We start from the raw sequence: 24,655 nt of genomic DNA on the forward strand, positions 1-24,655 counted from the left end.
TTCCTATAAGCGGCCCGATTGTCAGACAGGAGCCCGCCCATGCGTTTCGCCCATCGTCACCTTCTTGGCATCGAGCATCTGTCCCAATCCGATATCACCGAAATTCTGGATCTGGCCGAGACCTATGTCGACATGAACCGCCATTCGACCAAGCATTCGGACGTTCTGTCGGGGCTGACCCAGATCAACATGTTCTTTGAAAACTCGACCCGCACGCAAGCCAGTTTCGAACTGGCAGGCAAGCGTCTGGGTGCAGATGTGATGAACATGGCAATGCAGGCCAGTTCGATCAAGAAGGGCGAAACCCTGATCGACACGGCGATGACATTGAACGCGATGCATCCTGATCTGCTGGTGGTACGGCATCCGCATTCCGGCGCGGTCGATCTGCTGGCGCAAAAGGTCAATTGCGCTGTTCTGAACGCGGGCGACGGCAAGCATGAACACCCTACGCAGGCCCTGCTAGACGCCTTGACCATCCGACGCGCCAAGGGCCGACTGCACCGGCTGAATATTGCGATTTGCGGCGACGTGGCCCATTCCCGCGTCGCGCGATCAAACCTGATCCTGCTGGGCAAAATGGAAAACCGTATTCGCCTGATTGGCCCGCCGACACTGGTGCCCAACCAGTTTGCCGAGTTCGGGGCCGAGATCTATGGCGACATGAACGAGGGTCTAAAGGACGTCGATGTCGTCATGATGCTGCGTCTTCAGAAAGAGCGGATGGATGGCGGGTTCATCCCCTCGGAACGCGAATATTATCACCGCTATGGTCTGGATGCCGCAAAGCTGGCGCAAGCCAAGCCTGATGCCATTGTCATGCACCCCGGCCCGATGAACCGAGGCGTTGAGATCGACGGCACGCTGGCCGATGACATCAACCGGTCCGTCATTCAGGAACAGGTGGAAATGGGCGTCGCCGTTCGTATGGCCGCGATGGATCTGCTGGCACGCAACCTGCGCGAGGCCGCATGAGCGATCTGATCGTCGCCCCCCACGAACGCGGCGTCTTGCGCCTGTTCAGGCTGGACATGCGCCCGGAAGAGGCAAAGTTCCTGCGCGAATCGGGTGCCGCCGATCAGGTGCTTGGGGTGGACGGGCTGGACCCCGCACAGATCGATATTTTCCCGTTGTCCGACCTCGAAGACCTCGGGCTGTATGGCTATCTGACCGAAGGCTGCGGCGTGTCCGCAGATCAGTTGGATCAGGACGCTCTGTCCGCGATAGACGGCTGGGTTATGGTCTTGCGCAGCGCTGCGTTCCAAGGACGCCCGGCGATGTTGAAGCCGGACCCTCGTCTGCGGCTGATCGGCCTGTTCACAGAAGAGACCACAAACTGGACCGGAGGGGTCATCGAAACCGAAAGCGCCAAGCCTTTTTCGGCACCGCAAGCCGCTCCAACGGATGACCAGCCCCGCCGTATCGGGTCAGCTATCCTGGCATTGGCCGCGCTTGTGGCCATCGGAGGCATCTTATGGCTGATTCTGTGATCTTCGCCCCGGATAAAGGGGCCTATTTCCGTACCAACGCATGGCTGGCCGCTTTTGGCATGGCCGGTGCCATGCTCGTTCTGTGGCTGATCGGAAATCCTTATATCTGGACCGGAGTACCCGCAGGTCTGGCCGCCATTGGCATCCGCGCCTGGTATCTGGCCTCGGAAGAGCTGGTCGCCAATTGGGAAATGTCGGACACGACCCTGACCGGACCTGGTCCACGCAAGGTGCCTCTGAATCAGATCCAAGCGGTCAACACCATGGGCAGCTTTGTTCAGGTCGTCACCAAAAGCGGCGATAAGCACCTGATCAAATATCAGGCCGACCCTGCCGCCACCAAAGCCGCCATCGAAAGGGCCATACCATGAGCACCGTTCTCTTCACCAACGCTCGCCTGATCGACCCTGAGGCCGGTACGACCTCGACGGGCTGGCTTCAAGTGGCCGATGGCCGGATTGTTGCCCGAGGGGAAGGAAACGCGCCGGGTTCAGACGGGCAGATCATCGATTGCAACGGCAAGTGTCTGGCGCCGGGCATCATAGATATCGGTGTGAAAGTCTGCGAACCCGGTGAACGCCATAAGGAAAGCTATAAATCCGCTGGCCTGGCCGCTGCGGCCGGAGGGGTGACCACCATTGTCACCCGGCCAGACACCAGCCCTGCGATAGATACGCCGGAAACGCTGGAATTCATCACCCGCCGGGCGCAAGCCGATACTCCGGTCAATATGCTGCCGATGGCCGCCCTGACCAAGGGGCGCGAGGGGCGCGAGATGACCGAGATCGGGTTCCTTCAGGATGCGGGCGCCGTGGCCTTTACCGATTGCGATCACGTCATCACCAATACCAAGGTGTTATCTCGCGCGCTGACTTATGCGAAGTCCTGCGGCGCTTTGGTTATTGCCCACCCGCAGGAACCGGGGCTCAGCGCAGGGGCGGCTGCGACCAGCGGCAAGTTCGCGGCCCTCCGCGGCTTGCCCGCCGTGCCGCCAATGGCCGAACGTATGGGTCTGGATCGCGACATCGCCCTGCTGGAAATGACCGGGGCCGCTTACCATGCTGATCAGATCACCACCGCACGCGCCCTGCCTGCGCTGGAACGGGCCAAGCGCAATGGGCTGGACATTACTGCCGGCACGTCCATCCACCATCTGACCCTGAACGAATTGGACGTGGCAGACTATCGCACCTTCTTCAAGGTCAAGCCGCCGCTGCGCTCCGAGGACGACAGGCAAGCGGTAATCGAGGCAGTGCGAACAGGGCTGATCGACATCATCAGTTCGATGCACACCCCACAGGACGAAGAAAGCAAGCGCCTGCCATTTGAAGAAGCGGCCTCGGGCGCAGTGGCATTGGAAACGCTGCTGCCCGCAGCACTTCGCTTGTATCACGCAGATCAACTGGACTTGCCGACACTGTTTAAGGCCTTGGCGCTCAAACCTGCAAAGCGGTTGGGATTGGACAGTGGTCGCCTGTCCAATGGCACCCCGGCAGATTTGGTTCTGTTCGACCCGGATGTGCCTTTTGTGCTTGATCGGTTCGCCCTAAAATCCAAATCGCAAAACACGCCATTTGACGGCCAGCGGATGCAAGGTAAGGTCCTTGCGACTTATGTAGCTGGCCAAGCAGTGTTTCGGAGACCCTGATGCCCATTATCGTAAATACGGCAGAAGACTTGTTCTTTTGGGCAGTGATTGGATACCTGTTTGGGTCCATTCCGTTTGGGCTGATCCTGGCCAAAGTCATGGGGCTGGGCAACCTGCGCGAAATTGGGTCGGGCAATATTGGGGCCACAAATGTTCTGCGCACCGGCAACAAGGCCGCTGCGGCCCTGACGCTGCTATTTGATGCTGCCAAGGGGGCGGCTGCCGTTCTGATCGCACGCGCCTATGCCGGAGAAGACGCGGCCCAGATCGCGGCGCTGATGGCGTTTTTGGGGCATTGCTTCCCGATGTGGCTGGGCTTCAAGGGCGGCAAAGGTGTGGCTACCTTTCTGGGGCTTTGGCTGGCGCTGGATTGGCGCGTTGGCGTGGCCTGCTGCCTGAGCTGGCTGGTTGCGGCGGCAATCTGGCGGATTTCTTCCGTCGGCGCACTTGCGGCAGCGGCGCTGTCGACCACCTGGGTGTTGGTGCTAACAAACGGTTCGACCTTTATACTGGGGATCATCCTGACGCTTATGATCTACTGGCGGCACAGTTCGAACGTGGCGCGGATCAAGGCCGGAACGGAACCGAAAATCGGGAAACCGTGACCGTCACCGACGCATTTTTGTCTGCGTTTCATGCTCTGCCAGAGGGCAGTTTCACCGGCACGTCGCACGGTCGAAGCTATGGTGTCGTGCGTCAACGCATGGCAGGCGGCAGATCACACAAGCTGGTGGCCCATGAACGTGGCGGTTCCGATTACATCAGCCTGAACCTGTACCAGACCCGCAACAGCGGCGCTTTGTTGCGGCCCTGCGAAATGCCCGCCAGCAAAGTCATCGCTTTTGTTCTGGATCTTGTGCCCGACGCAAACAGCTAACCCTGCAATTTTGAACAGAACATCTTTGCTGCTGCACATTCACAATTCATTGTTTTGAACGTGATCGCCCCGCTTCCCAGATCGCTGTCGTGACGGTCAATTACGGTCCGCACAGGACAACAACCGGGGCCCTCGCTCTCGCTTTGACGAGGCTCCATTCACGAAAGGTGAAGCAATGAACACTTTAAAATCTCTGATCGGCGGCGTCGCACTGTCCGTCGCGCTGGCAACTTCGACCCTGGCCGCGGGTGTGGAAATCAACGCAAGCTCGACTGGTCTGGCGATGCAGGGCTATGACCCGGTTGCCTACTTTACCGCCGGTGAAGCAACCAAAGGCGATTACCGCATCACCACCTTGCACAACGACGCGATGTACCGCTTCTCTTCGGAAGAAAACAAAGCTGCCTTTGAAGCCAACCCCGAAGCCTACCTGCCTGCATACGGCGGCTACTGTGCCTTCGGCGCAGCCATGGGCTTCAAGTTCGACGGCGACCCGAACCACTGGAAAATCGTCGACAACAAACTGTACCTGAACCTGTCGCAAGACATCCAGGAGCGCTGGGAAGGCGACATCCCGGGTTTCATTGAAAGCGCAAGCGCGAACTGGGAAAACATCTCAGACAAGACCCCCGCGGAACTGCAAGAGCAATAATCCGCTGAAAATGTCAGGCGTGTCGGCGGCGGAGCGTTCCGCCGCCGCATGTCGTTTGAAGATCCCTCATCTCTTCCTATCTTTTTAGCATCAAACGCGCTCGGTCTTTTAAGAGCGTCAACGTTTCACCCAAGTTGAGACGTTGGGATACAAATTTGTATTCCACTTTCCGAATGTATATATATGAATGATCCGGCTTCCCGTCCGGATCGTATCCACCCTCATAAGTGGGCAATGCCTCACTGGAGCAGAGTGACAAGCGAAAGGAAATGAGATGACATTGAAGAAACTGGCTCTCGTCACTACCGCAGCGACCGTTGTTGCAGGATCAGCCATGGCGCAATCCTCGGGCAACTGGACAGGGTTCTACGGCGGTCTGCAACTGGGCTATGTCGATGTGGACACCAGCGTGTCCGGGGTCGACGGAGATGGCGTGATCGGCGGTATTATCTTAGGTTACGACTATGATTTGGGCGACTGGGTCGTCGGTGGCGGGTTTGACTATGACTGGATGGACGTAGATTTGTCCAACGTTCCAGTTACCGTGGAAGATGTATGGCGTTTGAAAGCGCGGGCGGGCTACAAAGTGAATCCGCAGGGCCTGCTATACGGAATTGCGGGCTATGCCGAAGCGGGAACAGACAACCTCGGAAGCGATGATGGTTGGTTTATTGGTGCTGGCTACGAGCAGATCGTGGCGCCCAATGTGAGCATCGGCGGAGAACTGCTTTACCACGAGTTCAGCAATTTCAACGGAAGCGGCGTCGATGTTGATGCAACGACTCTGCAAATCCGGGCGTCCTATCGGTTCTGACGCATATCAAATAAGCAAGTTGGACCCGGCTTTTTCAGCCGGGTCGCTTTTTAGATATCCAATATCGTGCTGCCGGTTGTCTGTCGCGCTTCAAGCGCACGATGCGCGTCTGCCACCTGATCCAACCCAAAGCGTTGATCCACGTGGATCTTGACCTCTCCGCCTTCGACCTTTCCGAATAGCCTGCGGGCCATTGCCTGACACACCGTATGATCCGCAATATGCGTGAACAAGGTGGGGCGCGTGATCTTCAGAGATCCTTTCTGGCCCAGAACACCGATATTAAAGGGGGGCACAGGGCCTGAAGCATTGCCGAACGAAATCATCATGCCAAGCGGTTTCAAACAATCCAGCGAGCCTTCGAATGTGTCCGCCCCGACCGAGTCCATGACCACATCCACACCCTGGCCCTTGGTAATCTCGGCTACCCGCTCAGCAAAATTCTCGGTTCGGTAGTTGATGCAATGCGCAGCCCCGTTGAACCGGGCCAGACTGCATTTTTCATCCGTTCCTGCCGTCCCGATCAGTGTGATCCCTTCGGATTTCGCCCATTGGCAGGCGATCAACCCTACCCCACCGGCTGCTGCGTGAAACAGCACCGTATCCCCCCGTTTCAGCGGAGTGGTTCGGTGAAAAAGATATTCTACCGTCAATCCCTTCAACATCATCGCCGCGGCGGCGTCAAAGGAAATGCCATCCGGCAGTGGACAAACCTGTGCGGCCGGCATCACTCGGGCCTCGCAATACGCACCGGACGGGGCTGAAGCATACGCAGCCCGTTGTCCGGGCTGCAGGTGCGTTACACCTTCGCCAATAGCTTCAACGACACCTGCCGCCTCCATGCCCAGTGCATGAGGAAGCTCAAGGGGGTACAGGCCAGTACGTTGATAAACATCGATAAAGTTCAAACCACAGGCTTCGTGGCGAATGCGGATTTCCCCCGGTCCAGGCTCACCTACTGCCCTGTCTTCGATCCGCAAAACTTCGGGGCCGCCAAACTCGTGAATCATGACCGTTTTTGCTGTTTGCTGCATACTGACCTCCTCTTGCCGGATTTCAAGCTAACATGACTTCGAAGCAGGGCAATCCGTCCGATGCCAGACTATTGATCGGGAATTGGAAAATCTGTGCTATACTAGGGTCAGGCGTTGCCGGCTGGTCCGGCCACGGGCAACGTGATGCCGGATCCGCCCCGCGGCGCAGTTTTCGCCAGGGAAGGGGAGGAAAATGGCCAAAACAATCGGAAACCCGATCAGCTGGACCGCCCGAAATCTCGGGGCGGCAGGTGATCATGTCTCGGAAAGCGTCTCGCGCCTGGGCAGCGCGGACACCAAAGAGCTGCCAATGGTGCAAACCTTGACGCTGCAAGACCTGCGCGCCTGTCTGCGCGCGGGCTATGACGACTTTCTCGAAACACGGGCGGATGCCGTGTTCATCGTGTTGATCTACCCGATCGCAGGGCTCTTGATGTTCGGCTTTGCTTTGAACATGAATCTGGTGCCGCTTCTGGCTCCACTTGTCGCCGGCTTTGCCTTGATCGGGCCAGTCGCCGCCGTGGGGCTTTATGAGATTAGCCGCAAGCGTGAACAGGGCAGCGCAGTGCATTGGTTGGATGCGTTCGGTGTCTTCAGATCACCGTCCTTCGGTGCAATTCTGGTACTTGGCTTCTACCTCGTCATGCTGCTTTTGGTCTGGCTGATGGTCGCACAAGCCATTCATACTAATACAATGGGCCCTGAAGTACCCGCATCCCTTAGTGCATTTGCCACACAGGTTCTCACCACTTCTGCGGGATGGACGATGATTGTCGCGGGAACCGCTGTTGGTTTTGTGTTCGCCTTGTGCGCATTGGCAGTCAGCGTTGTCAGCTTTCCATTGCTGCTGGACCGCAAGGTGGGGCTGCCAGTGGCGGTTGTGACATCGTTTCGTGTCTTGCGTGAGAACCCCGGCGTCATCCTGACATGGGGCTTCACCGTGGCGGCGCTGCTGTTTCTGGGCGCCTTGCCGATGCTATTGGGTCTGATCGTGGTAGTACCCGTTCTGGGCCACGCCACATGGCATCTATACCGCCGCGCGGTTGCGTGAAGGCGCGGGACAAGCCCGCGCATTTGACACTTAGTCCGCAACCTTGAGGACGATCTTGCCGATGTGGCCAGAGCTTTCCATGCGCGCATGGGCTGCCGCCGCCTCGGCCAGTTCAAATTCACTGTCCATAACTGGGGCAACTTTGCCAGCGTCGAGCAGAGGCCAAACGGCTTCGCGCAGATCCTGCGCAATTTGTGCCTTGGCCAAATCGCTCTGCGGGCGCAGGGTACTGCCAGTCAGGGTCAAACGTTTGACCATCATCATCGCAAAGTTCAGCTCGACCTTCGGACCTTGCAGGAAAGCGATCTGTACCAGACGCCCATCCTCGGCCAGAGCTTTGACGTTGCGTGGGATGTAATCCCCACCCACCATATCAAGGATCAGGTTTGCCCCGCCCTCGGCCCGCATGGTGGCCACAAAATCTTCATCGCGATAGTTGATTGCCTTTTCCGCACCCAGCTTGACGCAAGCCTCACATTTCTCATCGGACCCAGCGGTCGCAAAGACACGTGCACCAAAAGCATTGGCCAGTTGGATTGCCGTTGTCCCGATCCCGCTGGAGCCGCCATGGACCAGAAACCGCTCACCCGCTTTCAGACCACCACGTGTGAACACGTTGGACCAGACGGTGAAAAAGGTTTCCGGCAGGCAAGCAGCCTCTTTCATTCCCATCCCTGCAGGGATCGGTAGGCAATGCGCGGCGGGCGTTGCCACGTATTCGGCATAACCCCCACCCGGCAACAACGCGCAAACCTTGTCGCCGACCGACAACCCCTCGACCCCCGCACCAACCGAGACCACTTCGCCCGACGCCTCAAGCCCTGGCAGGTCGCTGGCACCCGGAGGCGGATCATAGGCCCCTGCGCGCTGCAACGCATCAGGACGGTTCACACCGGCATAAGCTACTTTCAGCACAACTTGTCCGTTACCCGGCTCGGGAACAGGACGTTCGGTCAGTTGTAAAACATCAGGACCACCCGGTTTGGTGATCTCAACAGCGCGCATCATCTGGGTCATAGGCACCTCCTTTGCGCAATGCCTAGCAGGCATACGGGCCGGGGCCTAGCGCCAAGATGCGCTACTTTCGAGGGTTCAGCATCCCCGGAAGGTCAGCCCGCATTTTCATGGGTGCCTTCACTTGACCGGCCAACCAGTTTGGAACGGCCAAGAACGGTTTCAACACCGGATTGTCGCGTACCTGCGCCTTGAGCTTTTCAAACTCCATGACATTTGCGATCCGGCGGTCCAGGAATTCCCAGGTGCGCTGGTGATCGGGGCTGTCATCGCCCAGCCAAAACAGCAACGTCGACGAATAGACCCCCGACAAAGTGGCCCGTTTGGTATACCAGTTCACATCGTCCGAGGTATCGCCCAGCGCATCCCAGATCAGGTCGCAGGTTTGCCAAACCGCCTTGGCCCCATCCGCCGCATGGGTCGGCAGGGAAAACAGGGTCATGCCACGGCGCACTAACTCTTTGTCTTCGACAGCCTGCAACCGGAACCGAACCGCCGCAGCAATCTTGTCGCGGAATTTCAAGTCGCTCAGATCTTCGGATTTGATGCGATTCAGCATCGCCTGATCGCCGCGTGCATGATAGGCCAGCGCCAGATCAACCGCCCCGCGTGGACAAATCGCACGGGCCAGACCATCATCCAGGTCACAATCGGAAATAGTGGCGCGAAAACTGGTTTCCGACCAGCCGTCGAAGGGAACATGGATCAGCATCGCATCCAAAAGCTGCTGTTTTGCATCTTCATAAGTGGTCGTCATGGCAGTTCTCCGGTTGTCGGGACCAGTACTAGACAAGTTAGGGCGGCTTTGCTATACGGCCACTTCCTGCAATTTCCTTGCAACTCTATCTAGAAAGGTGGTGACAACCACATGCAGGTTAGTGTTCGCGACAATAACGTCGATCAGGCGCTTCGTGCCCTGAAGAAAAAGCTGCAGCGCGAAGGCGTGTTCCGTGAAATGAAGCTGAAGCAACATTTCGAGAAACCGTCCGAGAAAAAAGCGCGTGAGAAAGCTGAAGCGATTCGTCGTGCCCGTAAACTGGCACGCAAGAAAGCCCAGCGCGAAGGTCTGCTCTAAGACTTTCCTCATCCAGTTTTGGATGACACTATTTGACGACCCCCGAGGCCCCGCCCGGGGGTTTGTCGTTTCAGGGGCGGTTTTTTTCGCCGACTCGTGGTACTAGGTGTGCGACAAGCCGCCATTTCCCCACCAGCAACATTTTGCCCGGCATTTTGCAGCGCAGAGAATCCCGCTCTGGTAGCATTGCCCTGCCCGAATTCGCCTAATATTTCTGCGCCCCTATCTGACCTCAGCAAGCCGCTTGTAACTGGCGACGTCCAATCGGACGACACTTACAAACGGAGGCTACCATGTCGACTGCAAGTCAAATCGAGCAAGAAATGCTGGCGCTGATCAACGCCGAGCGCACATCACGCGGGCTTACCCCGCTGCAACTGGAAACACAGCTGAACGACTCATCCGAAGATCACAGCAGCTGGATGCTGGATACGGACACGTTCAGCCATACAGGCCAGGGCGGCTCCAGCGCGACACAGCGTATGCAGGATGCAGGTTTTGATCTGTCCGGCAGCTGGCGTACGGGCGAGAACATCGCCTGGCAATCAGAACGCGGCGAGCCCGGCATCAGTGATGACGTCGCGCAGTTGCACGAAAACCTGATGAACAGCCCGGGACATCGAGCAAACATCCTGAACCCTGATTTCGAATATATTGGCGTCGGCATTGAAACAGGTGACATGCAAGGGTTCGACGCGGTAATGGTCACTCAGAATTTCGCTGCCACTGACAGCGCTGTGATGCTGGACGATAACAGCACACCTGTCCCGCCGGTCGACGATGTGGCGGACCCCCAAGACCCGGACGCCGAGACGCCTGACACCGATGTAGCCGAGCCCGAGGATCCAGATACCGAAACGCCTGATACTGACGTGACTGAGCCCGAAGAACCGGACACTGAATCACCCGGCGCTGACGTCGCAGAGCCAACCCCCGAGACACCTGTCGGAGAAGAACCCGACGGATGTTTCGACGTGGCAGCCTTCTTGGCCGAACTGGAAGTTTTCCTGGATAAAGTTCTGGCGCAGATTGATCAGTTCCACTTGGAAACGGACGACATGACGCCGCCGGACATGGCCGAGAATAACATCCAGGTTTCAGACACCGACGAGGTGGACATCGTTGAAGTCGATGACACGGCCCCGATCGATGCGCCTGATGACTCCTGCTTCGGGTTGGACGGCAACGATGACGCCGATATCTATGTGCTCAATTTTTATGGCACAGGCTGCATGATGGAAGCAGCCTGATAGTTCCTGAAATGCGGGGCGGCTGGCTCGCCCCGCATGGCGCTCTCAGTAAATCTTTGGCACGTACAATTCATCCGGCAAAACGCGACGCTCGTATTCCGGGTTATATCGGCGGTCAGGCAGATTGACTTTTTCCTGCGGCACATCCGTGTATGGAACTTTGGTCAAAAGATGCTCGATACAGTTCAGCCGCTCGCGCTTTTTGTCATTGCCTTCGACAATGTACCAAGGGGCTTCAGGAATGTTGGTCCGGAAGAGCATATCCTCTTTGGCCTTGGTGTAGGATTCCCAGCGTATGCGGGATTCAAGATCCATTGGCGACAGTTTCCATTGTTTCATCGGGTCGTGAATGCGCATTAGGAATCGCAATTGCTGTTCTTCATCCGTTATCGAGAACCAATATTTCAGCAGGATAATCCCTGAGCGAACCAGCATTCGTTCGAATTCGGGAACGTCCTGAAAGAACTGCTCAACTTGATCCTCGGACGCGAAACCCATCACCCGTTCGACGCCTGCGCGGTTGTACCATGACCGGTCGAACAACACGATCTCACCCGCAGCAGGCAAATGCGGCACGTAACGCTGGAAATACCACTGGCTCTGCTCGCGACGGCTGGGCGCGGGCAGAGCGACCACACGCGCGACACGTGGGTTCAGACGCTGGGTGATCCGTTTGATAACGCCCCCCTTGCCCGCGCTGTCACGACCTTCGAACAATATACAAACCTTGGCACCGGTGTGCTGAACCCAATCCTGCACTTTGATCAGTTCGGCCTGTAGGCGCAGCAGGTTACGGAAATAGACCTTGCGGTCCAGCATGTCGGGGTGTTGTTCCCGATAAATCTTCCGCACTTCCATCGACAACATCGGCTCGCTGAACTCGATCTCAAAATCTTCGTCCAGCGTGTCTTCCAGTTCGGCTTCAAGCCAGTCTTTGGTGCCACCGTTGTTTTCGTAAGCCAAGGTCAGCTCCTTTTTTGTTATCGGGTTCGAACCATATCGGGCCTGTGTAAACGCCTGATGTCATCAGAAAAATTGATACAGAGGCACCAACGCCCAAATCTGCCGAAGCCTCTGAAATTTCAGACGGGCGCGGGTATATGGTCTTTCCTCTGAATGTGAACGCCCGGACCAAAGGATACAAGCGTAAGAATTGACGCAAGGCGGTATGGCAGAGTGCGTTTTCCTTTGAACGCTTGCATTGCCACGATTTTGTGCGGCACGACGGTCTGGATTTACAGGGTCTAAAGCACGTGACGTTCTTTCTTTCTATTTTATCGGTAATTTGGCCGTGGTTCATCCTGATCGCAGCACAAGTGATGGCGCTTGCAGGCCGCGCTGCTATTGCGCTCTCCCTGCCGGCTCTAATTGTGAGTATTGCATCGACCACTGACCTGATGTCACCTTTGGCGATTGCCGCAGTGGTCCTTGGACTGGCCGGAGCCGCCCTTCTGCCGTACCTGACAGGTCGGATCGCGGTCGCCGGACACGCGCTTTTGATTCTGTGGTGTCTGGCCATGGGGGCGCACCTTCTGCCCGGTTTTCAGAACCTGAAAGTGCTGGATCAGGTGCAGGCTGGCACCGGCAGCGCGAGCTTCACAATGTATCTGAATCTGGACAAGCCGATGGTCTTCTTCGCCGTTCTTCTGGCTTGGCCCGCCATTCTCCACAACGCGATTCCGACCAAAACTGGCGCTTTGGTGGCAGGGCTGTTGCTTTTGCCCGGGCTGTTTGTTTTGGGCTTGGCCTTGGATGCGATACAACCAGAATTTTCGATCCCGCCCTGGTGGCTGGTCTTTGTCCTGTCCAATCTGTTTCTGACCTGCCTGACCGAGGAAGCGTTCTTTCGCGGCTACCTGCAATCCGCGATCAGGTCACGTCTGGGCGCCACTGGCGGAATGCTCGCGGCCAGCGTGCTGTTCGGGTTGGCTCATTTCGGAGGAGGTCCGGCGCTGGTGATCTTTGCCTCCATCCTGGGGCTGGCTTGCGGGCTGGGGTATTATGCAACCCAGAGGCTTTGGGTGCCGGTTGCGATGCATTTCGGGTTCAATCTGTTGCATCTGATAATGTTCACCTACCCTGGACCAGCCTGAAGATCAGACTGGCAGAGCAGTGGTTTTGAACACGGTGCGCAAAGCGAAAGAGCTTTGCATCTGCGCCACCCCGGGCAACCGCGACAGGTATTGCCGGTGAATACGCGCAAAATCCTCGGTGTTTTCTGCCACCACCTTCAGGATATAGTCGGCAGTTCCCGCCATCAGGTGGCATTCCAATACATCAGGAATACGCGCTACAGCCTTTTCAAACGAATCCAGAACCTCTTCGGCCTGGCCTTGCAGGGTAATCTCGACAAAGACGGTCGTCGGTACGTTCATCTTGCGAGCATCCAGCAACGCCACATAGTTGCGAATGAACCCTTCGACCTCGAGACGCTGAACGCGCCGGTGGCATGCGGAGGGGGACAGGTTGACCTGGTCAGACAGCTCCGAGTTCGACATCCGGCCATTTTTCTGCAGAGCAGCCAGAATCTTTCTATCAGTCGTGTCTAAGCCCATTCGCGCAATTCCTTTGCAACAATTTTACTATATACAGGAAATTCTCCCAAAGAAAATTCCCATGGCAGGTTTTCTTTCACAGAAATTGCAAGCCAAACTGCCCATAATTTAGGCAGTTTATGAACGGAGACCCCAATGAAAATCGGTTGCCCCAAGGAAATCAAACCCCAGGAATTTCGCGTCGGCATGACCCCCAACGCTGCTCAGGAAGCGGTCGCACGCGGTCACGAAGTACTGATCGAAAGCGGTGCAGGTATTGGCGCCGGTTTTGACAACGACGCCTACGTTGCCGCAGGAGCGCGCATCATCGACACCGCAGAGGAAGTGTTTGCCACGGCTGACATGATCGTAAAGGTTAAGGAACCTCAGGCCGTTGAACGCAAGATGCTGCGCGAAGGCCAGTTGCTGTTCACTTACCTGCACCTGGCTCCCGACCCGGCTCAGACCCATGACTTGTTGGAGTCGGGCTGTACCGCAATCGCGTATGAGACCGTAACCGATGCAAATGGTGGCCTGCCTCTGCTGGCACCGATGTCCGAAGTTGCAGGCCGTCTGGCACCTCAGGTCGGTTCGTGGACCCTGCAGAAGGCCAATGGCGGCCGCGGCGTCCTGATGGGCGGCGCACCCGGTGTGGGCCCTGCCAAAGTCATCGTGATCGGTGGCGGCGTTGTTGGTACGCACGCAGCAAAGATCGCAGCCGGCATGGGTGCTGACGTCACCGTCCTGGACCGCTCGCTGCCGCGCTTGCGTTATCTGGACGACGTGTTTGGCGGACATTTCAAGAATCAGTATTCGACCGCCGGTGCCACCGCCGAGTTGATTCAGGAAGCCGACATGGTGATCGGTGCGGTTCTGATACCCGGCGCAGCAGCTCCGAAACTGATCTCGCGCGAACAGTTGTCAACCATGAAGCCCGGCGCGGCTCTGGTAGACGTCGCAATTGACCAGGGCGGCTGTTTCGAAACGTCCAAAGCCACCACGCATGCCGATCCGGTGTACGAAGTTGACGGCATAATGCACTACTGCGTCGCCAACATGCCCGGCGCGGTTGCTCGCACGTCCACCATTGCACTGGGCAACGCAACCATGCCGTTCATGCTGTCGCTGGCAAGCAAGGGCTGGAAGCAGGCTTGCAAAGACGACGCGCACCTGTTGGCTGGTCTGAACGTTCACGCCGGCAAGCTGACTTACGAAGCGGTTGGCACTGCCCTAAACCTTGACGTTGTCGACCCGACAACGCTGCTCAACTAAGAACGCTCCTGCCTCTGACCGCGCCTCTTCTCCCAGGGCGCCTTTCAGACGAGAGCAAAGCGTCGCGCCATATGCGCGGCGCTTTTTTGATTCACCGCAACTCACAAAAAAAGCACCGCGCTAATGCGCGGTGCCTGCCTCAGAGGAACGTAAGTATCCCAGCGCCCAATCGACGGGCGGAAGCCCTCAGCCTTGCTTCTGGATCTCCACCGCGTGGGGATAGGGAATCGAGATGCCTTTGTCGTCAAAGGCTTCCTTGATCGCTTTGGTCAGCTCGAATTTCGCATCCCAATAGTCGGCCGCATCGCACCAAAGGCGTGCCGTCAGATCGACCGAACTGTCGCCCAGGTTCGTAACTTTGACCCATGGTTCAGGATCACTGTGAATACGGCTGTCAGCTTTGGCCACGTCCAGAATGATCTGCATCGCTTTGTCAGCGCTGTCGCCATAGTCGATACCGAACACCAGATCGACACGCCGTGTGTCATGGGCAGAGTAATTGGTGATGATCGAACCCCAGGACTGACCGTTCGGTACGATGATCTGCACATTGTCTGGTGTCACCAGCTCGGTGGTAAACAGGTTCAGGTCCTTCACCGTCCCCGCCGTGCCACCGATATCCACATACTGGCCCAGCTTGTAGGGTCGGAACACTACCAGCATAACACCAGCCGCCAAATCGCTGAGCGTCCCTTGCAACGCCAGACCAATGGCCAGCGACGCAGCACCCAGAATGGCGACGATACTGGTGGCCTGAATTCCGAATATGCCCAGGACGGCAACCAGAACCATGGCCAGAATGGCCCATTTGACAAGGCTCGCCATAAAGTTCCCGAGTGTGGGATCGATATGTGGAGTGGAATTGATCCGACGCCGCACCATGCCTCCGACTGCCCCAGCCACAATCCAGCCCAAAACCAGAACGACAAGCGCCTTGACCGCATTCATGATCAGCGGGGCGTACTCGCCCACCTGTGTTACGACCTCATCCACGCGCATCTCCTTTCAACAGCAAGAAACCCGCGAGGTTTTCGCGGGGGGTCACCGGATTGTGAGCTAAGATTGCGTTTCGGTCTAGGTGCGAGTTTCGCCGGATTTCCCCGTTGTTCGTCAAAAAACACGGCCTGACCGGAGATGCACAGGGCGAAGGGCTTACATGACGGCGGATTGGCCCCTAGCTTTTACCAGATATTCAAACAGGAGCCCCCAATGGCGGACAACACAGCTCATCCGATTATGGCCCGCTGGCCTGCCCAATCCCCGGACAAGATCCAACTCTACTCCTATCCGACACCAAACGGCGTCAAAGCATCGATCATGCTTGAGGAAACCGGCCTGCCTTATGAGGCTCATCTGGTGACGCTCGCGGATGCAGATGTCAAAAGCCCCGAGTTTCTATCGCTGAATCCGAACAACAAAATCCCTGCCATTATTGATCCCAACGGCCCGGACGGTGAACCGCTTGCCCTGTTCGAAAGCGGCGCGATCCTGCTGTATCTAGCTGAGAAGTCAGGAAAGTTGTTGGGACAAAGCGCTTCTGACAAGCACCGTATCACCCAATGGCTGATGTTTCAGATGGGCGGCGTTGGGCCAATGTTCGGTCAGCTTGGCTTTTTTTACAAATTCGCAGGCAGCGAGATCGAAGATCCACGCCCACGCGAACGCTATATCAACGAAGCCAAGCGCCTTTTGAACGTTGTTAACACCCAGTTGGAGGGGCAGGACTGGATCGCTGGCGAGTTTTCCGTCGCAGACATCGCCCTTGCCCCGTGGCTGAATGCGTTGGATTTCTACGGCGCAAAAGACGTTGTCGGCTGGGACGACCATGTCAATGTCGTCGCCTATGTCGACCGATTTATGCAGCGCCCGGCAGTGCAACGCGGCAAAAACATACCTGCGCGCGATTAAATGGCTTGGCAGATGAAAGGGTGCCTTGGCCGGCACCCTTCTCGCATTGCTCAGCCCGGCAAAGCGCCGGTGAGAACATAGCGCAGGATTTCAACGACCTGAGCAGGTTCTTCAGCAACGGCCAGTGCGGCAGCATCAACCTCTTTCAGCGCGTGTTGATGATCAGGGCCGTGCAACACGATGATCGACTTGCCAAGCGCCGCCGCATAACCTGCGTCAAAGGCGGCGTTCCACTGTTTGTACTTGTCGCCGAAGCGGACAACCACCACGTCCGCATCCGCAATCCCCTTGCGTGTGCGGATCGCATTGACCATCGCGCCCTTGTGGTCATGCCAATACTTGTTCGGCTCGGCCCCTAGAATGGCCACACCGCAATCGTCGCTGGCGGCATGATCGGTCACAGGGCTGTTGAATGTCATATCCAACCCTTGCGCGCCCTCAATGATCTGTTCCCGCCAGTCGGTGTGAATTTCGCCCGAGAGGTAAACGTTCAGCATCTTTAGTCCTCCGCAAACGCAGAAAGGGCGTCGTCGGCCCCTTCATCTTTTCAAAAATACTATCGCCGATGGCGATCCTGAGTTACCCGCGCAGGACGCCACCGGTCGCCTTGGTGACTTTGGCGATGATCTTTTCGGCCACCGCTTCGATGTCTTTTTCTTTCAGCGTCGTGTCTGTCGGTTGCAACCGCACAGTGATGGCCAGAGATTTCTTACCTTCACCCAAGCTGCCACCGATGAATTCGTCAAAGACACGTACATCCTCGATCAGCGCCTTGTCAGCACCCGCTGCAGCATTCACCAGCGTCAGCGCCTCGACGCCTTCATCGACGACAAAGGCAAAGTCACGTTCGACCGCTTGAAGATCTCGCAGTTCCAAAGCGGCACGGGTGGCACCTGATTTGCGGGGCAGAGGCACCTCGTCAGGCCAGATGGTAAACGCCATCGCCGGGCCCTTGATGTCCATCGCCTGCAGCACACGCGGGTGCAATTCACCGAACACACCCAGCACCTTTTTCGGACCCAAACAAATCTTGCCGTGACGCCCCGGATGCCACCAGGCATCCCCGTCGCGCAGGATCTGTACCTTCGCCGGTGCACCGATGGCAGCCAGTATAGCCTCAGCATCTGCCTTGGCGTCAAACACGTCCACCGGCCGCGAAGCACCGTGCACATCCTTGGGGCCGGAGCGCCCAACCAGCAAGCCGGTGATCTGGGTTTTCTGGTCGCCGGGTTCACCGTCATGGAACACCGGGCCAACCTCGAACAGAGCCACGTCTGCATAGCCGCGTGCCTGATTGCGGGCAGCGGCCTGCAACAGACCCGGCAGCAAATCCGGGCGCATGTGGCTCATCTCGGAAGAGATCGGGTTTTCCAGTTGGGTTGCATCGTCGCCACCACCGAACAGCGCTGCGGACGCCTGATCAATGAAGGTGTAGCTGACGCATTCATTATAGCCAAGCGCCGCGCAGGTGCGGCGCGCCATGGACTGGCGGCGCTGCATCGGTGTCATAACCGCCTTCGGGATTCCATCCGTCACACGTGGCAACGGTTTGCCCTGCAACTTGGTCAGCGACGCAATCCGCGCGACCTCTTCCACCAGATCGGCCTCGCCCAGAACGTCTGGTCGCCAGCTTGGCACATGAGCCATCTCACCCTCAAGGCGGAAACCCAGGCGGGTCAGGGTCTGACGCTGTTCGCTTTCGGGAATATCCATACCGACCAGAGACTGCACCCGTGCCGCGTCCAGCTTATACGCCCGCCCGTGGTTCGGGGTCTTGCCCGCTTCGACCACGTTGGACGCTTCGCCCCCACAGATATCCAAGATCATCTGGGTTGCGTGCTCCAACCCTTCGCGGGTGTATTCCGGATCAACGCCGCGTTCGAACCGATAGCGTGCGTCCGAATTGATCTTGAGCGCACGACCCGTCAGCGCGATCTGCACATGATCCCAGAACGCGCTTTCCAGGAAGACATTAACCGTCTCTTCGGTGCAGCCTGTTTCCTCGCCCCCCATGATACCGGCGATCGATTCCGGGCCTTTGTCGTCCGAAATCAACATCATGCCCGGCTGCAGGGTGTATTCTTTCTCATCCAGTGCGACCAGCGTCTCACCACCTTTGGCGCGATGCACCCGCAGGTTGCCTTGGACCTTGTCCGCATCAAACACGTGCAGCGGGCGGTTGTGGTCGAAGGTCATATAGTTGGTGATGTCCACCAAGGCCGAGATCGGACGCAGGCCAATAGCCTTCAGCTGATCCTGTAGCCACTGTGGGCTGGGGCCGTTCTTGACGCCGCGGATCAGACGCCCGGTGAAATGCGGCGCGCCGTCCAAAGTGTCTTCGTCAATGCTCACCTTGATCGGGCACTCGAAATCCCCGGGAACCGGCGCATAGTCACGCTGTTTCAGCGTACCGATACCACGCGCGGCCAGATCACGCGCGATCCCTTCAACGCCCAGCGCATCGGGCCGGTTCGGCGTAATCGCAATCTCGATCATCGGATCGACCTTCGACGGATCGTTCTCGGCCAGCCAGTCCACAAATTTGTCGCCAACTTCACCGGTAGGCAGCTCGATGATGCCGTCATGCTCCTCCGACAGCTCCAGCTCACGTTCCGAGGCCATCATGCCAAAGCTTTCGACGCCCCGGATCTTGCCGACGCTGATGGTGATATCCAGACCGGGGATGTACATGCCCGGCTTGCAAACCACGACGGTGATGCCTTCACGCGCGTTCGGGGCCCCGCAGATGATCTGTAGATCACCCTCATCTGTTTCAACCGTGCAGACCCGCAGCTTGTCAGCGTCCGGGTGTTTCTCGGCATGTTTGACATGGCCCAGCGTAAAGCCCGCCAACCGGTCCGCCGGGTTCACGATCTCTTCGACCTCCAGGCCGAGGTCGGTCAGCGCCTCGGCGATCTCATCAACCGAAGCGTCAGTGTCGAGGTGGTCTTTCAGCCAGGACAGAGTGAATTTCATTGCACGGGGCCTTTTTTGGCAAACATCCAGTCGGCACAGGCAATGGCAAAGAATGGACCAAGGTGCAAGCGCTGTGCGTCACGGATAGGTGGGGGTGCGGCCCAAAAGCTCGTCCAATTGTCGCCCGATCCAGCCATGCGGGATGAAATGCCCGCCCGGATGGGTGTCCAGCACCACTTGTCCCTGCGCGCAATCAGTCCATTCCACACGGCTGAGCGTCAGGATCGGCACCACGCTCCAATCGCCGCGCGGGGTCGCTCCGTTGCAGTTGTACTTTTCCCGCCACAGCGACACCGGATAGGTCGTGTCGCCATTCGCGCCATAGGGAAAATCCATCACAGTATCGCTAAGGCCGTGGACATGGCGCGCCTCGTGCGGGCCTTCGGGGCAGTTTTCGGTCTGGCGAATGCTGCCCGCTACGGCCAGCAAGGCGGCAACGTCATTGCCCGACTGGCAGACATAGCGCCACGCCATCGCGCCGCCGAAGGAATAGCCCGAGACATAGATGCGATCCGGGTCAATCGGATAGCGCTTGGCCACGTCCTCCAGCACTCGATCAGCAAAAGGCACATCGCCAGTGTCCGAGGTCCAGAAATCCCAGCTTTTGCCCAGCCCGTTCGGGGCCACTAGTAACACGCCCCGCAGCTTGGTCGCTCCGGCAATGCGCTCATGGTTCACGACCACGGTCCCTTGCCGCGCCCAGCCGTGGAAATGCAGCAATACGGGCAAAGGCGTTTCGCCGTCCCAGCCCTCAGGCTCCAACACATGATACGAGCGGTCGCCGACCTCACAGGCCGTGTCGCCGTGGCAGTCGGTGTTCCATGGTCCCATGGCGAAGGCGGGTGAGGCGGTCAGAAACAGAAGGCAAAGCAGTCGATAAATCATGCGCCTGACCCTAGCCAGCCGGAGCGCCAAGTCACGTCACATTTAAGTCAATTTTTAGTTGCTCTATTCTAGTCTCATCTAAATTTAATGAGTTCATTTTTGACAAATTACCGTTTCAATTCATTTCGCATAGCATCAACCAATTGTTTTCTGGCAAATGCAATGTTCTCGAAATGAGATCGCTCTTTTCCATCAGACGAGGTCACCGTTTGGGCTTCATCCATGAATCTCGAATTCGTAGCAACGACTAAATCGGCAGACGTTTCTCGAACCGCTTGCCTCGCAAACAACTGAATTTCGCCCTTTAGCGCCCAAAGTTGACGAACATCTTCGTGGTGCGACCACCCTAGATCAAGCGGGACCCTTAAAACACTTTCAATTTGGGAAATGAAAGATCGATAGAGCTGACGTCGTTCTTTGTGCTCTTCAACTCTCCTATCTCTGCTCTTTTGCCAAGGATAAGCCCAGAACGCTACTATTAACGCGGTAAAGCTGCCAACGGTGGCAGCAACTAAAGTTGCAAGCCCTGCCATCAAACTTCGACTGTCGGGCTCCAATAGAAACTCAATCACCGAGACAAACCACCATGCAGGTTCGGCATATCCAGAGCCGCAAACCCGTAGTGGCGCAACCACCGCAAGTCGGAATCAAAGAACGCCCGCAAATCCGGAATGCCGTATTTCAGCATCGCCAGACGGTCGATCCCGATACCAAAGGCAAAGCCTTGATAGACCTCAGGATCAATCCCACCGGCGGCGATCACCTTGGGGTGGACCATGCCAGAGCCGAGGATCTCCATCCAGTCGTCGCCCTCGCCGATCTTCAGCTGGCCGTTGTCCCAGGAACAGCGGATATCGACCTCGGCCGACGGTTCGGTGAAGGGGAAGTGCGAGGCGCGGAAGCGCAGCTCGACGTCGTCGACCTCGAAAAACGCCTTCACGAACTCTTCCAGAACCCATTTCAGGTTCGCCATCGAGATGTCTTTGTCGATGGCCAGCCCCTCGACCTGATGGAACATCGGGGTGTGGGTTTGGTCATAGTCGGCGCGATAGACACCGCCCGGACAGATCACGCGGATCGGTGCGCCCTGTTTCTCCATCGACCGGATCTGCACAGGGGACGTGTGCGTCCGCAGCACATGCGGCGGGCGATTGTCGCCCTCGGCGCGGTGCATGTAGAACGTATCCATCTCGGCCCGCGCAGGGTGGTGGCCGGGAATGTTCAGGGCGTCGAAATTGTACCAGTCGGTTTCGATCCGCGGCCCTTCGGCCACCGAGAAGCCCAGTTCGGCAAAGATCGCGGTTAGTTCCTCGGTCGCCTGGCTGATCGGATGGATCGAACCCTGACGGCGCGCGCGGGTCGGCAGGGTGACGTCCAGCCATTCGGTGCGCAAACGTTCATCCAGCGCGGCATCGGCCAGCGCAGCCTTTTTGGCGGACAGAGCCGAGTTGATCTCATCCTTCAGGGCGTTCAGCGCGGGGCCTGCAATCTGACGTTCCTCGGGCGTCATCTTGCCCAGCTCGCGCATCTTTAGCGCAACCTCGCCTTTTTTGCCGACAGCCGCGACGCGGATCGCCTCAAGCGCGTTTTCGTCGCCTGCTTCGGCGATTTGGCCCAGATATTTTGCCTTAAGATCGTCCATGACGGCCCTCTGAATTTGGTCGAGAACCTGCTATCGGCCCCGCCCCGCGAATGCAAGCGGGACGGTGCGGATCAATAGCTGTATTCCGGGAAAATCCGGGTCAGGTCGCCATTCCAGTCGCCATTGTAGTGATCCAGCAACTCATCTGCCGGAACCTTACCAGTGTCGATGCTTTCCTTGAGCGCGTTCAGGAAATGCGTCTCATCCGGGACCAGCCCCCCTGCACCGGGGCGCGCGCGGGCCTTCAACCCGGCCTCAGAGATCGCAACAACCTCGCGCGCCAGATCGTGCATGTTGATGTCGCCGACCTGCGCCTGAAGGCCATTGACCGCAGCTTGTACGCGCAGTTCCTCGCGCGTTTCCGCATCCCAGCCCTTAACCAGATCCCACGCCGCGTCCAGCGCGCCCTGATCGTAAGTCAAACCAACCCAGAAGGCGGGCAGCGCACACAAGCGACGCCACGGGCCACCATCCGCCCCGCGCATCTCCATGTATTTCTTGATCCGCGCTTCGGGGAAGGCGGTGGTCAGGTGATCGGCCCAATCGCTGAGGGTCGGTGTTTCACCCGGCAGAGCAGGCAATTCCCCTTTGAGGAAGTCGCGGAACGACATGCCCAGCGCGTTGATATACTGGCCGTCGCGATAGACAAAATACATCGGCACATCGAGCGCGTATTGCACGTAACGTTCGAACCCAAAGCCGTCTTCGAACACAAAAGGCAGCATACCCGTCCGGGCGTCGTCCAGATGCCGCCAGATATGGCTGCGCCAGCTTTTCTGGCCATTGGGCTTGCCTTCAAAGAAAGGCGAATTGGCAAACAAGGCGGTCGCCACCGGCTGAAGCGCCAGCGCAACGCGCAGTTTCTGCACCATGTCGGCCTCGGAACCGAAGTCGATATTGACCTGAACCGTGCAAGTGCGCCGCATCATGGCGCGGCCCATGGTGCCGACCTTTTCCATATAGTCGTTCATCAACCGATAACGCCCTTTCGGCATCAACGGCATTTCCTCGTGGGTCCATATCGGGGCCGCGCCCAGACCAATGAAACCAACGCCGATCTCGTCGGCGATGTCCTTCACCTCACGCAGGTGGGTGTTTACCTCATCGCAGGTCTCGTGGATCGTCTCAAGCGGGGCACCGGAAAGTTCCAGCGCGCCACCAGGTTCCAGGCTGACATTTGCACCGTCTTTTTCAAGACCGATCAGCTTGTCGCCTTCGCACACTTCGCCCCAGCCATGGCGATCCCGCAGACCTTCCAGCACGGCCACAATCGAGCGTTTGCCTTCAAACGGCAGCGGCTTCAGCGTGTCTTTGCAATAGCCGAACTTTTCGTGCTCGGTGCCGATGCGCCAGTCTTCTTTGGGTTTGCAGCCTGATTCCAGATATTCGGCCAGTTGCTCATGGCGTTCGATCGGACCGCCGCCGGACTGAGGGATGGACATGAACCGTGCTCCGATCCTGATGTGTCTGTCTTGAAGGTCAGTCGTGGTCGTAAATGACGCCAGTGTCAATGCAACCGCAAATGTGCCGGGCGCGATGGGGTGCGTTCCCAGATGACGACGGGATGTCGTGATTTACCGTTGAGTTCCGACAGCATCTGTTCGGTTTTCAGCCCAGGCAGGCTAGAGAACACATCAAACAAAGCCTCTGCCCCTTCTGCATTCACAGGAATGTGAAGCGCCGGCTGTCCCGACTGATCCAAAACCCAATGCGCCGGGCTTGAGGTCGGGTCGAGCGCAAGCCGTTCAATCTCGCGAGTCGCCACGATGCCGCCATCCAAAGGACCCAGATAGGTGATCTGACCTTCATCCACGGTCACCACACCCTGCCCACCTGCGCCGGTTCTGAATCGGGCGCGCTGTACACCGATGACGGCCAACGCCGCAGACACCAAGATCAAGAGCCAACCCAGCCATGCCAGCAACCCACCCGGCCCGCTGACCCAGCTAAGGCCCATAATCAGGACAAAGCCAGCAACCACCACTTCGCGCCAGCGCCACAGCGCCAGTTTTGCTTCGGGTCGGATGAAACTCATCTGTAACCTCCCACAGAAACACCCGAATATGGTGCCTGGATTGCTTCAAACTTCATGGAAGAGAAATCGTGCACCAGTTGGCGATTTTCAATCCCACCCTCACGGGCCAACTGCGTCTGCCACAACTTTCCGCTTTCCGCCCATTGCAATAAGTCGCCAAAACGGTCCGCCCATTCCCATCCTGAGCAACAAATTGCCTGCCCGTCGTGAGGCGGCAACAAGGCATACTGACTGGAAATAAGTGCGCGGTTATTTTCTCCTATCGTGAATGTTTGCCTCAAACTCCAGTTTTCGACCAGGTCCAGCCTCAGTTTTATTTCATACTTTTCGCCGCCCGCACGGACCCAACCCCTTTGCTGCAGGCGAGATAAGACGAGATCTCCCATGTGAAACCCGTCAGTCGAATTTGGGAAGCTGTCGGCCTCGGCTGCTCTCAGGCCGTCGGGCAGGTCTTCAGGAGGCGTTGCGCCGTTCAGCCAAAGCCTGCCGTCCGCAGTG

Annotated in this window: 28 protein-coding genes; 14 read left to right on the forward strand and 14 right to left on the reverse strand. The window is 57.7% G+C overall.

Features of this window, described 5'->3' with window-relative positions:
• The first annotated feature begins 39 nt into the window (after positions 1 to 39).
• The 8 genes from GOV91_RS07310 to GOV91_RS07345 all read left to right on the forward strand — a co-directional run bounded on the left by GOV91_RS07310 (position 40) and on the right by GOV91_RS07345 (position 5,481).
• Complete coding sequence (locus GOV91_RS07310; RefSeq protein ID WP_171234991.1) at positions 40 to 975, forward strand: aspartate carbamoyltransferase catalytic subunit; 936 nt, start codon at positions 40 to 42, stop codon at positions 973 to 975.
• Complete coding sequence (locus GOV91_RS07315) at positions 972 to 1,490, forward strand: hypothetical protein (protein ID WP_171234992.1); 519 nt, start codon at positions 972 to 974, stop codon at positions 1,488 to 1,490. The genes GOV91_RS07310 and GOV91_RS07315 overlap by 4 nt, the downstream gene beginning before the upstream one ends.
• Entirely contained in the window at positions 1,475 to 1,861 is a 387-nt protein-coding gene (locus GOV91_RS07320) for a hypothetical protein (RefSeq protein WP_171234993.1), read from the forward strand. The genes GOV91_RS07315 and GOV91_RS07320 overlap by 16 nt, the downstream gene beginning before the upstream one ends.
• The gene (gene pyrC, locus GOV91_RS07325; RefSeq protein ID WP_171234994.1) at positions 1,858 to 3,138 is read left to right on the forward strand and encodes a dihydroorotase; all 1,281 of its coding nucleotides are present in this window, start codon (positions 1,858 to 1,860) and stop codon (positions 3,136 to 3,138) included. The genes GOV91_RS07320 and pyrC overlap by 4 nt, the downstream gene beginning before the upstream one ends.
• Positions 3,138 to 3,743: a glycerol-3-phosphate 1-O-acyltransferase PlsY gene (plsY, locus tag GOV91_RS07330; protein ID WP_171179041.1), complete on the forward strand. Its 606-nt coding sequence runs from the start codon at positions 3,138 to 3,140 to the stop codon at positions 3,741 to 3,743. Before pyrC ends, plsY begins: the two co-directional genes overlap by 1 nt.
• Positions 3,740 to 4,015 (forward strand): hypothetical protein, encoded by a 276-nt coding sequence (locus GOV91_RS07335; RefSeq protein WP_171179039.1) that lies wholly within the window; start codon positions 3,740 to 3,742, stop codon positions 4,013 to 4,015. The genes plsY and GOV91_RS07335 overlap by 4 nt, the downstream gene beginning before the upstream one ends.
• A gap of 175 nt (positions 4,016 to 4,190) precedes the next feature.
• Positions 4,191 to 4,667 (forward strand): YHS domain-containing (seleno)protein, encoded by a 477-nt coding sequence (locus GOV91_RS07340; protein ID WP_171234995.1) that lies wholly within the window; start codon positions 4,191 to 4,193, stop codon positions 4,665 to 4,667.
• A 274-nt stretch (positions 4,668 to 4,941) separates the two neighbouring features.
• Complete coding sequence (locus tag GOV91_RS07345; protein WP_171234996.1) at positions 4,942 to 5,481, forward strand: outer membrane protein; 540 nt, start codon at positions 4,942 to 4,944, stop codon at positions 5,479 to 5,481.
• A gap of 50 nt (positions 5,482 to 5,531) precedes the next feature.
• Here the strand turns inward: GOV91_RS07345 and GOV91_RS07350 are convergent, their stop codons facing one another.
• Positions 5,532 to 6,515, reverse strand: coding sequence for a quinone oxidoreductase (locus GOV91_RS07350; protein ID WP_171179034.1), 984 nt, complete (start codon positions 6,513 to 6,515; stop codon positions 5,532 to 5,534).
• Positions 6,516 to 6,708: 193 nt separating this feature from the next.
• Here GOV91_RS07350 and GOV91_RS07355 point away from each other — a divergent pair, with 193 nt between their 5' ends.
• On the forward strand, positions 6,709 to 7,566 hold the full coding sequence (locus GOV91_RS07355; protein WP_171179032.1) for a DUF2189 domain-containing protein: 858 nt from the start codon (positions 6,709 to 6,711) through the stop codon (positions 7,564 to 7,566).
• A gap of 30 nt (positions 7,567 to 7,596) precedes the next feature.
• Here the strand turns inward: GOV91_RS07355 and GOV91_RS07360 are convergent, their stop codons facing one another.
• Both GOV91_RS07360 and GOV91_RS07365 read right to left on the reverse strand, forming a co-directional pair.
• Entirely contained in the window at positions 7,597 to 8,583 is a 987-nt protein-coding gene (locus GOV91_RS07360) for an NAD(P)H-quinone oxidoreductase (protein WP_171179030.1), read from the reverse strand.
• 61 nt (positions 8,584 to 8,644) lie between these two features.
• Complete coding sequence (locus GOV91_RS07365; protein ID WP_171179028.1) at positions 8,645 to 9,337, reverse strand: COQ9 family protein; 693 nt, start codon at positions 9,335 to 9,337, stop codon at positions 8,645 to 8,647.
• Positions 9,338 to 9,448: 111 nt separating this feature from the next.
• Between GOV91_RS07365 and rpsU the strand changes: the two genes are divergently transcribed.
• The gene (gene rpsU / locus GOV91_RS07370) at positions 9,449 to 9,655 is read left to right on the forward strand and encodes a 30S ribosomal protein S21 (protein ID WP_005614280.1); all 207 of its coding nucleotides are present in this window, start codon (positions 9,449 to 9,451) and stop codon (positions 9,653 to 9,655) included.
• A 293-nt stretch (positions 9,656 to 9,948) separates the two neighbouring features.
• Positions 9,949 to 10,905, forward strand: a complete 957-nt coding sequence (locus GOV91_RS07375; protein WP_171234997.1) for a CAP domain-containing protein — start codon at positions 9,949 to 9,951, stop codon at positions 10,903 to 10,905.
• A gap of 45 nt (positions 10,906 to 10,950) precedes the next feature.
• On the opposite strand, the gene ppk2 is transcribed toward GOV91_RS07375, so the two are convergent.
• Positions 10,951 to 11,868: a polyphosphate kinase 2 gene (ppk2, locus tag GOV91_RS07380; RefSeq protein ID WP_171179019.1), complete on the reverse strand. Its 918-nt coding sequence runs from the start codon at positions 11,866 to 11,868 to the stop codon at positions 10,951 to 10,953.
• A gap of 290 nt (positions 11,869 to 12,158) precedes the next feature.
• Here ppk2 and GOV91_RS22875 point away from each other — a divergent pair, with 290 nt between their 5' ends.
• Positions 12,159 to 12,998, forward strand: coding sequence for a CPBP family intramembrane glutamic endopeptidase (locus GOV91_RS22875; protein WP_171234998.1), 840 nt, complete (start codon positions 12,159 to 12,161; stop codon positions 12,996 to 12,998).
• Between the two features lie 3 nt (positions 12,999 to 13,001).
• Here GOV91_RS22875 and GOV91_RS07390 read toward each other — a convergent pair whose 3' ends face one another.
• A complete protein-coding gene (locus GOV91_RS07390; protein WP_171179015.1) occupies positions 13,002 to 13,460 on the reverse strand; it encodes an Lrp/AsnC family transcriptional regulator in 459 nt (152 codons plus the stop codon).
• A 135-nt stretch (positions 13,461 to 13,595) separates the two neighbouring features.
• On the opposite strand from GOV91_RS07390, the gene ald reads away from it, so the two are divergent.
• The gene (ald, locus tag GOV91_RS07395) at positions 13,596 to 14,711 is read left to right on the forward strand and encodes an alanine dehydrogenase (protein WP_171234999.1); all 1,116 of its coding nucleotides are present in this window, start codon (positions 13,596 to 13,598) and stop codon (positions 14,709 to 14,711) included.
• 186 nt (positions 14,712 to 14,897) lie between these two features.
• Here the strand turns inward: ald and GOV91_RS07400 are convergent, their stop codons facing one another.
• Positions 14,898 to 15,704: a mechanosensitive ion channel domain-containing protein gene (locus GOV91_RS07400; RefSeq protein WP_171179011.1), complete on the reverse strand. Its 807-nt coding sequence runs from the start codon at positions 15,702 to 15,704 to the stop codon at positions 14,898 to 14,900.
• Positions 15,705 to 15,920: 216 nt separating this feature from the next.
• Here GOV91_RS07400 and GOV91_RS07405 point away from each other — a divergent pair, with 216 nt between their 5' ends.
• Entirely contained in the window at positions 15,921 to 16,619 is a 699-nt protein-coding gene (locus GOV91_RS07405) for a glutathione S-transferase family protein (RefSeq protein WP_171235000.1), read from the forward strand.
• Between the two features lie 50 nt (positions 16,620 to 16,669).
• Here the strand turns inward: GOV91_RS07405 and GOV91_RS07410 are convergent, their stop codons facing one another.
• The 8 genes from GOV91_RS07410 to GOV91_RS07445 form a co-directional block, all read right to left on the reverse strand.
• Positions 16,670 to 17,116 (reverse strand): YtoQ family protein, encoded by a 447-nt coding sequence (locus tag GOV91_RS07410; protein ID WP_171235001.1) that lies wholly within the window; start codon positions 17,114 to 17,116, stop codon positions 16,670 to 16,672.
• Between the two features lie 82 nt (positions 17,117 to 17,198).
• Complete coding sequence (gene pheT, locus GOV91_RS07415; RefSeq protein WP_171235002.1) at positions 17,199 to 19,595, reverse strand: phenylalanine--tRNA ligase subunit beta; 2,397 nt, start codon at positions 19,593 to 19,595, stop codon at positions 17,199 to 17,201.
• A gap of 78 nt (positions 19,596 to 19,673) precedes the next feature.
• The gene (locus tag GOV91_RS07420) at positions 19,674 to 20,480 is read right to left on the reverse strand and encodes a PHB depolymerase family esterase (RefSeq protein ID WP_171235003.1); all 807 of its coding nucleotides are present in this window, start codon (positions 20,478 to 20,480) and stop codon (positions 19,674 to 19,676) included.
• Between the two features lie 107 nt (positions 20,481 to 20,587).
• On the reverse strand, positions 20,588 to 21,052 hold the full coding sequence (locus GOV91_RS07425) for a hypothetical protein (protein ID WP_171235004.1): 465 nt from the start codon (positions 21,050 to 21,052) through the stop codon (positions 20,588 to 20,590).
• A complete protein-coding gene (gene pheS, locus GOV91_RS07430) occupies positions 21,049 to 22,122 on the reverse strand; it encodes a phenylalanine--tRNA ligase subunit alpha (RefSeq protein ID WP_171235005.1) in 1,074 nt (357 codons plus the stop codon). The genes GOV91_RS07425 and pheS overlap by 4 nt, the downstream gene beginning before the upstream one ends.
• Before the next feature lie 71 nt (positions 22,123 to 22,193).
• Positions 22,194 to 23,564 (reverse strand): glutamate--cysteine ligase, encoded by a 1,371-nt coding sequence (locus GOV91_RS07435; RefSeq protein WP_171235006.1) that lies wholly within the window; start codon positions 23,562 to 23,564, stop codon positions 22,194 to 22,196.
• Positions 23,565 to 23,629: 65 nt separating this feature from the next.
• Positions 23,630 to 24,157 (reverse strand): hypothetical protein, encoded by a 528-nt coding sequence (locus tag GOV91_RS07440; RefSeq protein WP_171235007.1) that lies wholly within the window; start codon positions 24,155 to 24,157, stop codon positions 23,630 to 23,632.
• Positions 24,154 to 24,543 (reverse strand): hypothetical protein, encoded by a 390-nt coding sequence (locus GOV91_RS07445; protein ID WP_171235008.1) that lies wholly within the window; start codon positions 24,541 to 24,543, stop codon positions 24,154 to 24,156. The genes GOV91_RS07440 and GOV91_RS07445 overlap by 4 nt, the downstream gene beginning before the upstream one ends.
• Positions 24,544 to 24,655 lie beyond the last annotated feature (112 nt).

This window comes from Ruegeria sp. HKCCA6837, from assembly GCF_013034475.1.
In the GTDB taxonomy this organism is placed as follows: domain Bacteria; phylum Pseudomonadota; class Alphaproteobacteria; order Rhodobacterales; family Rhodobacteraceae; genus Ruegeria.

Bases quoted from the DNA above. Each gene is read 5' to 3' on its own strand.
- GOV91_RS07310 (WP_171234991.1), top strand. From the start codon at position 40: ATGCGTTTCGCCCATCGTCACCTTCTTGGCATCGAGCATCTGTCCCAA.
- GOV91_RS07315 (WP_171234992.1), top strand. From the start codon at position 972: ATGAGCGATCTGATCGTCGCCCCCCACGAACGCGGCGTCTTGCGCCTG.
- GOV91_RS07320 (WP_171234993.1), top strand. From the start codon at position 1,475: ATGGCTGATTCTGTGATCTTCGCCCCGGATAAAGGGGCCTATTTCCGT.
- pyrC (WP_171234994.1), top strand. From the start codon at position 1,858: ATGAGCACCGTTCTCTTCACCAACGCTCGCCTGATCGACCCTGAGGCC.
- plsY (WP_171179041.1), top strand. From the start codon at position 3,138: ATGCCCATTATCGTAAATACGGCAGAAGACTTGTTCTTTTGGGCAGTG.
- GOV91_RS07340 (WP_171234995.1), top strand. From the start codon at position 4,191: ATGAACACTTTAAAATCTCTGATCGGCGGCGTCGCACTGTCCGTCGCG.
- GOV91_RS07345 (WP_171234996.1), top strand. From the start codon at position 4,942: ATGACATTGAAGAAACTGGCTCTCGTCACTACCGCAGCGACCGTTGTT.
- GOV91_RS07350 (WP_171179034.1), bottom strand. From the start codon at position 6,515: ATGCAGCAAACAGCAAAAACGGTCATGATTCACGAGTTTGGCGGCCCC.
- GOV91_RS07355 (WP_171179032.1), top strand. From the start codon at position 6,709: ATGGCCAAAACAATCGGAAACCCGATCAGCTGGACCGCCCGAAATCTC.
- GOV91_RS07360 (WP_171179030.1), bottom strand. From the start codon at position 8,583: ATGACCCAGATGATGCGCGCTGTTGAGATCACCAAACCGGGTGGTCCT.
- GOV91_RS07365 (WP_171179028.1), bottom strand. From the start codon at position 9,337: ATGACGACCACTTATGAAGATGCAAAACAGCAGCTTTTGGATGCGATG.
- rpsU (WP_005614280.1), top strand. From the start codon at position 9,449: ATGCAGGTTAGTGTTCGCGACAATAACGTCGATCAGGCGCTTCGTGCC.
- GOV91_RS07375 (WP_171234997.1), top strand. From the start codon at position 9,949: ATGTCGACTGCAAGTCAAATCGAGCAAGAAATGCTGGCGCTGATCAAC.
- GOV91_RS07390 (WP_171179015.1), bottom strand. From the start codon at position 13,460: ATGGGCTTAGACACGACTGATAGAAAGATTCTGGCTGCTCTGCAGAAA.
- ald (WP_171234999.1), top strand. From the start codon at position 13,596: ATGAAAATCGGTTGCCCCAAGGAAATCAAACCCCAGGAATTTCGCGTC.
- GOV91_RS07405 (WP_171235000.1), top strand. From the start codon at position 15,921: ATGGCGGACAACACAGCTCATCCGATTATGGCCCGCTGGCCTGCCCAA.
- GOV91_RS07410 (WP_171235001.1), bottom strand. From the start codon at position 17,116: ATGCTGAACGTTTACCTCTCGGGCGAAATTCACACCGACTGGCGGGAA.
- pheT (WP_171235002.1), bottom strand. From the start codon at position 19,595: ATGAAATTCACTCTGTCCTGGCTGAAAGACCACCTCGACACTGACGCT.
- GOV91_RS07420 (WP_171235003.1), bottom strand. From the start codon at position 20,480: ATGATTTATCGACTGCTTTGCCTTCTGTTTCTGACCGCCTCACCCGCC.
- pheS (WP_171235005.1), bottom strand. From the start codon at position 22,122: ATGGACGATCTTAAGGCAAAATATCTGGGCCAAATCGCCGAAGCAGGC.
- GOV91_RS07435 (WP_171235006.1), bottom strand. From the start codon at position 23,564: ATGTCCATCCCTCAGTCCGGCGGCGGTCCGATCGAACGCCATGAGCAA.
- GOV91_RS07440 (WP_171235007.1), bottom strand. From the start codon at position 24,157: ATGAGTTTCATCCGACCCGAAGCAAAACTGGCGCTGTGGCGCTGGCGC.
- GOV91_RS07445 (WP_171235008.1), bottom strand. From the start codon at position 24,543: ATGGGAGATCTCGTCTTATCTCGCCTGCAGCAAAGGGGTTGGGTCCGT.